Annotated in this window: 2 protein-coding genes; both read right to left on the bottom strand. The window is 36.9% G+C overall.

Annotation, left to right across the window (positions count from 1 at the left end; translation table 11 throughout):
• Positions 1 to 341: 341 nt before the first annotated feature.
• Positions 342 to 1,466, bottom strand: coding sequence for a bifunctional chorismate mutase/prephenate dehydrogenase (gene tyrA, locus BHE89_RS14280; protein WP_069367099.1), 1,125 nt, complete (start codon positions 1,464 to 1,466; stop codon positions 342 to 344).
• A gap of 27 nt (positions 1,467 to 1,493) precedes the next feature.
• Positions 1,494 to 2,588: a 3-deoxy-7-phosphoheptulonate synthase gene (locus BHE89_RS14275; RefSeq protein ID WP_069367098.1), complete on the bottom strand. Its 1,095-nt coding sequence runs from the start codon at positions 2,586 to 2,588 to the stop codon at positions 1,494 to 1,496.
• Positions 2,589 to 2,628 lie beyond the last annotated feature (40 nt).

Here is a 2,628-nt window from a genome sequence, read left to right as displayed (position 1 = left end):
TATATAAGTGCTCATTTTTATGAAGATATAAAAGAAAATAAATCATCAATAAATGAATAACCTCAAAATAATAGCAAGACCACAGAGCCCAGCGGCGATATTTTGATACGTCAATTTTTATTCATTCGTTATATAAGTGCTCATTTTTATGAAGATATAAAAGAAAATAAATCATCAATAAATGAATAACCTCAAAATAATAGCAAGACCACAGAGCCCAGCGGCGATGTTTGGTCATTTTTATGATAATGAATAATGATAAGTTAAACTTAAAATAATTAATAATATAAAAAGCGAACATTTATTTTATTGCTCGGCCTTTTATATAACAAATAATTTAACTATATTCGGCTATCATTCGCTTTTTGTAATAAGATACCACTCTCTTTCATAAATTGAGAAGCATAATCACCAAACCAATCACTCACGTTATTAAATGAATGAACAAATTCACTCTTGGCATTTATATCTAATAAATCGATAGCTTGACCTAATGAATGATGATATCGACGAATTAAGGCAATATTCTCTTTCGATGACAAAATAATATCAGCATAAAGTTGAGGATCCTGAGCAAATAAGCGCCCTATCATTGCCAATTCTAAACGATAAATAGGAGACGAGAGTCGCAGTAAGCTGGCCAAATCCACTTTTTCTTTTGCTAAATGCTGACCATAAGCAAAGGTCGTAAAATGTCGAAGTGCTTGAATAAAACTCATGTTTTTATCATGCTCTTCTGGCGTAATAGCCTCAATTCTTGCTCCCCATACCATTAACTGCTCTAACAGCCATTCAAATTCTGTATGGTTTCGTCCTTCGCAGTACGCCACAACCTGTTTCGCTAAACTGGGGACGTCAGGGCCAAACATTGGATGAAGACCTAAAACAGGTCCACTATGTGCCTTTAACATTGCTTCTAAAGGCGCCTTTTTAATAGAAGCGAGATCGACAAGTAAGCAATTTTTAGGCAAAACAGGAAGCGCTTTAATCACCTCAACAGTCAAATGAATGGGTACACTGATAATCACCATTCCTGCATTATCAAAAATAGCGGGCGATTTAGTTTGCCATTCATCAGCTTCTAAACTTTCAACTTGATAGCCTGAGAGTGTAAACAAACGAGAAAATAGTTTACCCATTTTCCCATTTCCTCCCACAATAACGATTTTACCTAATTGAGGGTTGAGTGTTTTAAATCCCTTATCATTTTCTTTAGTATAGGATTCTCGCATTACTCGGCGTAATACATCTTCAATTAAATCAGGAGAAATCCCCATCATTTGTGCATCATTACGACGAGAAGCAAGCATGGAGGCTTCTCTATCAGGTGCATAAATCGGTAAGCCATGACGGTTTTTAACTTCTCCCACTTCAGCTACCAATTGCATTCTTTTTGCGAGTAAAGAAAGCAGTGATTTATCTACCTGATCAATTTGCTCACGCAAACTTTGTAATTCTTCAGCCATCTATGCTTGCCTCTTTTTTCTTTATGATTAACTAACTTTTTTTAACTGTGCTTCACGCTGAGCCAAAATTGGGGAAAGTTGAGCATGTAAATTTCTTAACACAGACTCCGTTGTTTCCCAACTAATACACGCATCTGTTACTGAAACACCGTATTTCATTTCGCTACGAGACTGCTCTGACGATTGATTGCCTTCATTAATATGGCTTTCTAACATAATACCAGTGATAGATTCATTACCTTTAGTGATTTGCTCAATCACAGAATCAACCACCACCGTTTGACGACGAAAATCTTTATTAGAATTACCATGGCTACAATCAATCATTAATGATGGTTTTAATCCTGCTTTTGCCATCTGAGCTTCACATTGAGCAACATCTTCTTCATGGTAGTTAGGTGTTTTGCCACCACGTAAAATGACATGACCATCAGGGTTACCTTGTGTTTGCAATAAACAAACTTGTCCTGATTGATTAATTCCCATAAAGCGGTGTGGCATAGAAGCCGCTTTCATTGCGTTGATCGCAGTATCTAAATTACCATCTGTTCCGTTTTTAAATCCAACTGGCATTGAAAGCCCTGATGCCATTTCACGATGAGTCTGAGATTCTGTTGTTCTGGCTCCAATTGCGGACCAACTAAATAAATCGCCTAAGTATTGTGGATTATTAGGATCTAATGCTTCTGTCGCCAGAGGTAGCCCTAATTGCACAAGTTCAGTTAGTAGCTTACGGGCAATATGTAATCCTTTTTCCATTTCAAAACTACCATCCATAAATGGATCACTAATTAAACCTTTCCAACCAACTGTTGTACGAGGTTTTTCAAAGTAGACACGCATCACAATATACAGACTATCACTTAATTCAGACGCTAAGACTTTCAGGCGTTTTGCGTAATCTAACGCAACATCGACATCATGAATGGAACAAGGCCCACATACCACGAGTAAGCGAGGATCACGACGCTGGACAATTTCAGAAATTGTCTGACGTGACTGAGCAATGGCATGCAGATCATTGCGACTCAATGGGTATTTTTGTTTTAACTCTTCTGGAGTAATTAAAACCAGCTCTTCGCTGATATTCACATTATTGAGTGCGTCTTTTTGCATGATCATAATCTTTACCTTTTTTATATCTGTCATTGTGATTTTTGTG

Origin of the sequence: Shigella sp. FC1967 (assembly GCF_001743005.1) — a bacterium.
Lineage (GTDB): Bacteria > Pseudomonadota > Gammaproteobacteria > Enterobacterales > Enterobacteriaceae > Proteus.
The sequence above is the reverse complement of the archived record's forward strand: the minus strand, read 5'-3'. Positions and strand labels throughout refer to the sequence as shown.

What these genes read in the sequence shown, in the direction of transcription:
- tyrA (WP_069367099.1), bottom strand. Translation starts at nt 1,466, where the DNA reads ATGGCTGAAGAATTACAAAGTTTGCGTGAGCAAATTGATCAGGTAGAT.
- BHE89_RS14275 (WP_069367098.1), bottom strand. Translation starts at nt 2,588, where the DNA reads ATGATCATGCAAAAAGACGCACTCAATAATGTGAATATCAGCGAAGAG.